Genomic DNA, 5,420 nt, shown 5'->3' on the forward strand with positions numbered 1-5,420 from the left:
CGGGGTGGTCTCGAGGCTCGCTTCGCTCGCACCTCGACCAACGAGGCCGGCGGGGCGGGGAGGGCGGACGCTGCGACGGGATGCGGGGCAACTGCGCGCCCGGAATCCCCGGATTTATGAAAGGGCGCGGAGGCCTCGGAGGAGGGTGGCCGTGGTCTCCGGGGGGATGGGGTAGCTCGCGCTGAACGAGAGGCGCGTCACCAGGCCGGTGAAGCGCGCGCGCAGTTCAGCGGCGACCTCGGCGCCCGAGCCCACCGTCGCGAACGCGTCCAAAGCCTCGTCCGACACGAGGCTCGGCATCGCGTCCCACTCGCCTCGGCGGGAGGCGGCGTGCAGCTGCTCGTGCAGCGCGCCCCAGCCGTGCGCCTCCAGCACCGGGAGGTAGGTGGGCGTGCTGCCGTAGAACGCGATCTGCGCCCGCGTCGCCGCGATCGCCACATCGAGCGACGCCTGGTCGTCGCCGACCGCGATCAGGGCGGGCAGCGCGACGCCGACGGCGGCCGGGTCCCGATCCGCAGCGGCGGCGCCGCGCCGCAGCGCCGGGAGGCTCACGTCGGTGAGGTAGCGCCGCGTCGTGAAGCTGTGCGCGTGCAGGCCGTCGCCGACCTCGCCGGCGACCTCCGTCATCCGCTCCCCCACCGCGGCGAGCCAGATCGGCGGCGGACCGCCCGGCAGCGGCGGCGGGCTGAAGAACGGCGTCATCAGGGTGTGCCGGTAGAACTCGCCCTCGAACCGCAGCGGCTCGCCCGTCTGCCAGGTCGCCCAGATCGCCCGCACCGCGCGCACGAACTCCGCCATCCGCGCGGCGGGCCGGGACCACGGCATCGAGAAGCGGCGCTCGATGTGCGGCTTCACCTGGGAGCCCAGCCCGAGCAGGAACCGGCCGCCCGAGATCGCCTGCAGGTCGTGCGCGGTCTGCGCCACCGTCATCGGGTTCCGCGCGAACGCGACCGCGATCGTGCTGAGCAGCTCGATGCTGCTCGTCTCCCTGGCAGCGAGCGCCAGCGAGAGAAAGGGATCGTGCCGGGTCTCGGAGGCGCCGAGCCCGTCGAACCCCTCCGCCTCCGCCTGTGCGGCCCGGCTCGCGAGGGCGAGCGGATCGATGCCGGGGTCGCCGCCGAGGTCCACACGGAAGGGGAACGCGTCGTCGTCGGCCGCCATGGGTTCATCCTCTCCCCGGGCGCTCGTCGAGGGCCGCGAACGGACCCCGGGCAGCTGCCGGCTAGGCGGAGGCGCGCAGCAGCAGGCGGTGCCGGACCGTGCGCTGCACGGCGGCGCCGGATCGCGGCGCCGAGCCGTCGATCATCGCGACCGCGAGTTCGAGCGCGTGCGTGGCGACCTCGTCGAGGTCGACCGCCAGGGTGGTCAGGGTCGGCGTGACCAGGGTGCCGACGGGGAGCCCGTCGACGCCGACGACGCGGACGTCCTCCGGCACCTCCACGCCGGCGGCACCGCAGGCGGCGAGCACGCCGAGCGCCATCAGGTCGTTGAACGCGAGGATCGCGTCGTGCGGGGCCCCGGCCGCGAGGATCCGGAGGGTCGCCTCCGCCGCGCTCTCCGCGGTCCGCTCATCCGCCGAGACCACGTGGGCGTCGATGCCGTTCGTCGCGAACGCCTCGACCATCCGTGCCGCCCGAGCGGTCCGACCCACCGGCCGGCCGGCGTCGAGGACGATCGGCGCGCGCACCCCGACCGCGACGAGGTGCGCCACGACCGCGTCGATCGCCTCGGTGCGATCGAGCTGCACGGCGCCCCTGGTCAGCGCGCCCGCGGGATCCAGCTCGACGACCGGGACGCTGCCCAGCAGCCCGATCCACTCGGCCGCCCGAGCGCCGAAGTACCCGATCACGGCGTCGGTCTGCGCGCCGAGCGCGAGGACCATGCGGTCCGCGTCGCCCGAGAGCGCGACGTCCGCGAGCATCACGTTCCAGCCCCTGGCCGCCGCCACGCGGACGACCGCGGCCGCGAGCTCGGGCGAGTAGGGGTTCCGCAGGTCGTCGACGATCAGGCCCAGCTGCTGCTCGCCGCCGAGCACGAGCCCGCGGCCGAACCGCGACGGGCGGTAGTAGAGCGCCTCCGCAGCGGACAGCACCCGCTGCTTCGTCGCGACGCTGATCCCCGCCATGCCGTTCATCGCTCGCGTGACGGTCTGGCGGGACACGCCCGCCGCTGCCGCCACGTCGAGGATCGTGGCGCGGCCGGACAGCTCGTCCCCGTCGCTCAGCCGCGGAGGTCCAGCCACGCGACCTGCTCGGGCGTGAGCTCGACCGTCAGCCCGGTCATGGAGGAGCGCGCCTCCGCGATCGTGCGCGGACCGAACAGCGGGAAGGTCGGGAAGGGCTGCGCGAGCACGTACGCGAGCGCGACGGCCGTGGCCGGTACGCCGAACTCGTCGCCCAGCTGCGTCGCCCGGCGGAGGCGCTCGAAGTTGTCGTCGCTGTAGTAGCAGCGCACGAGCTCGGCGTCGCCGGTGAAGTCGGGACGCGCCCGGGCGAAGAAGCCGCGCGCCTGCGACGACCAGGGCAGCAGGGGCACCTGCCGATCCTCCAGCCACCGCTTCGACGCCGGATCGGTCGCGTGCCGGCAGCCCGCCCACGGCACGTCGTACGCCTCCGCGAGCCCGAAGTGGTTGCTGAGGATCCCGAGCTCGAAGCGGCCGTTCGCCCGCGCGTAGGCGTTCGCCTCGTCGAACCGCTCGAGGCTCCAGTTGGAGACGCCGTACACGTGGACGCGGCCCGCGCGCCGGTGCTCGTCGAGCACGTCGACGAACTCCCCGACCGGCACGTCGGGGTTGTCGCGGTGCATCAGGTAGATGTCCGCGTAGTCGGTGCCCTGCCGATCGAGGCTCTCCAGCAGCTGACGGCTGAGCGACTCCGGATCGCAGAACGGGGTGTGCGCGCCCTTCGTGACCACCACGACGTCCTCGCGGATGCCGCGGTTCCGGATCCACCGGCCGAGCCGCTGCTCGTACGCCCCACGGCCGTACTGCCAGGCGGTGTCGAACGCGTTGCCCCCGTGCTCGACGAAGTGGTCGAACAGCGCCGAGGCGTGCGTGAGATCCGGCTGGTTGTCGCAGCCCATGATCAGCCGGGAGATCCGCTTGCCGACGCCGGGGATCTCGCCGTACCGCATCGGGGTGCCGGGCAGGGCGGCGAGCGGACGGCCGGAGACCGTCGGGACGTCCGCGTCCTCCGCCTCGAACGGGTAGCGCAGCCCGATGGCCGCGCGCCAGCGGTCGAGCGTCCTCGCCGCGGCGAGGGACTCGTCGAGCGTCATCTCGGGCGCCTCGACGCCGCCGCTCGCGAGGACGCGGGCGGTCGCCTCGGCCTCGAGGGCGTAGGGCGCATCGTCGCGGAAGGTGATGGTGCGCGGCGCTTCGCCGGTGGTCGCGATCTCGATCGCGAGGTCGTCGCCGACCGCGTAGGGCCTCGGGAGGTGGATGCGCCCGCGGGACCCGACGATCGTCAGGTCGTTGCGGTCGTCGATGCGGACGCCGGTCCGCAGGGTGGCGGTGATGCCGCCCGGGTAGACCAGGTCGGCGACCGCCCACTCGTCGACGCCGGTCTCGCCGATCGTGCCGGAGGCGACGAGGTCGGCGGGCTCGATCACGGCGACCCCGGAGGCGGCGGCCGCGACCTGCGCGGCGAGCGTCAGCGGGTAGCAGCCCACGTCGAGGATCGCGCCGCCCGCGGTCGCCTGATCGAAGAGGCGACCCTGCCGCTCCTCCACCCGGAACGCGAAGGAGGCGTCGATGTGCCGGACCTCGCCGATCGCGCCGTCGCGGATCAGGTCGAGCAGCGCGAAGGTCTGCGGGTGGAACCGGTACACGAACGCCTCGATCAGCGGCACACCCGCCTGCCGGGCCGCGTCCGCGAGGACCATCGCGGTGCCGTGGTCGACCGCGAGCGGCTTCTCGCAGAGCACCGCCTTGCCCGCCTCCAGCGCAGCCAGGACGAGGTGCGCGTGCCCCGTGTGCACGGTCGCGATGTACACGGCGTCGACCCGCGGATCCGCCAGCGCCTCCTCGTAGGTGCCCGCCGTGGCGCCGGGGTAGCCGTGCTCGGCGGCCTCCTCGGCGAACGCGACCGACCGGGCGGGGTCGCTGCTGCCGACCGCGACGACGACGCCCGAGCTCGCGTGCAGGTCTCGGAGGAAGGTGCGCGCGATCCTCCCCGGGCCGAGGACTGCCCATCCGGTCGTGGTCCCGCTCTGCTGCGCCATCGAAAGCTCCCCCGCCCGGCCGTGAACGTTCACGGCGTCAGAAGACGGTACCCCGTGATCTCGAGGCTCGCTTCGCTCGCACCTCGATCAGCGGGGGCACGCCGGTCGAGGTGCGAGCGCAGCGAGCCTCGAGACCATCCCGACCGCGCGAGGGGTCAGTCGTGGCTGAGGAGGGCCCTCCGGGTCGCGAGCCGCATCTCGAGCTCGTGGGAGATCATGCGGCCGAGGCGCTCCAGGATGTCGCGCTGGTCGAGGGTCAGCGTGCGCGGCCGGTAGTCCGCGACGCTGAGCGCGCCGAGCGTGTACCCGTCCACGCTCGTCAGCGGCACGCCCGCGTAGAACTGCAGCGCGAGGTCGCCGGCGATCAGCGGGTTGCTCCGCGTCGACGGGTCGGCGCGGGCGTCGGGGATGTAGATCGGCGCACCCGTCTGCACCACCGTCGCGCAGAGCCCCGGGTCGCGGCCGATCTCGCCGCCGTCGAGCCCGTGGTGCGACTTGAACCAGATGCGCTCGCTGTCCACGATGCTCACCGTCGAGACCGGCATGTCGAGCACGCGCGCGGCGAGGCCGGTGATGCGATCGAAGGCGCCCTCGGGCGGCGTGTCCAGCAGGTCGTACCGGTGCAGAGCGGCGATCCGCGCCCGCTCGTCCTCCGCCGTCCGCAGCACGGGGTCGATCCGGCGGTGACGCCCGAACTCGTCCGCGATGAACCGGCGGAAGCGGATGGCGAGGTCGGTCGCGGTCGGCCGGGCAGCCGGATCGGTCGCGGTCGCGGCGCGCAGCAGGTCGCCGAGTCCGTCCGGGATACCGGAGGGGATCAGCGGCGCGGTCGTGGGCTCGGCGGCGCGCGGCACGGGGTCGGGGAACGCGGCACGGCCGGTCAGCGACTCCAGCACGAGCAGGCCGATCATGTAGACGTCGCCGGCGAACGACGGCGGCTCCCCCGCGAAGCGCTCGGGGCTCCAGTACGAGACCGCCGCCGGATCGGAGGCCGGCGGCAGCGCGGGTCGATCGAGCCGCACACCGGCGGTGAGGTCGGCGATCTGCGCGCGGAGGGACCCGTCCTCGCGCTCGGCGAGGAACACCGACCGGGGGGTGAGGCCGACCAGCGCGATCCGGTGCTCGTGCAGGTACTCGAACGCCTCCGCCAGATCGAACCCGAGGTAGCCCGCCTGCTGCGCGGTGAGCGGCACGCCGGA

Annotated in this window: 4 protein-coding genes; all 4 read right to left on the bottom strand. The window is 74.1% G+C overall.

Annotated elements, in window-relative coordinates:
• Positions 1 to 114 precede the first annotated feature (114 nt).
• Positions 115 to 1,161, bottom strand: coding sequence for a TIGR03617 family F420-dependent LLM class oxidoreductase (locus ACFE67_RS13665; protein ID WP_375407424.1), 1,047 nt, complete (start codon positions 1,159 to 1,161; stop codon positions 115 to 117).
• A 61-nt stretch (positions 1,162 to 1,222) separates the two neighbouring features.
• Positions 1,223 to 2,242, bottom strand: a complete 1,020-nt coding sequence (locus tag ACFE67_RS13670; protein WP_375407425.1) for a LacI family DNA-binding transcriptional regulator — start codon at positions 2,240 to 2,242, stop codon at positions 1,223 to 1,225.
• Positions 2,221 to 4,221, bottom strand: coding sequence for an aldo/keto reductase (locus ACFE67_RS13675; RefSeq protein WP_375407426.1), 2,001 nt, complete (start codon positions 4,219 to 4,221; stop codon positions 2,221 to 2,223). The genes ACFE67_RS13670 and ACFE67_RS13675 overlap by 22 nt, the downstream gene beginning before the upstream one ends.
• Before the next feature lie 155 nt (positions 4,222 to 4,376).
• Positions 4,377 to 5,420 (bottom strand): GAF domain-containing protein (locus ACFE67_RS13680; RefSeq protein WP_375407427.1); only part of this gene is annotated, 1,044 nt, incomplete at its 5' end.

The sequence above is a fragment of the uncultured Amnibacterium sp. genome (assembly GCF_964244015.1).
GTDB lineage: Bacteria > Actinomycetota > Actinomycetes > Actinomycetales > Microbacteriaceae > Amnibacterium.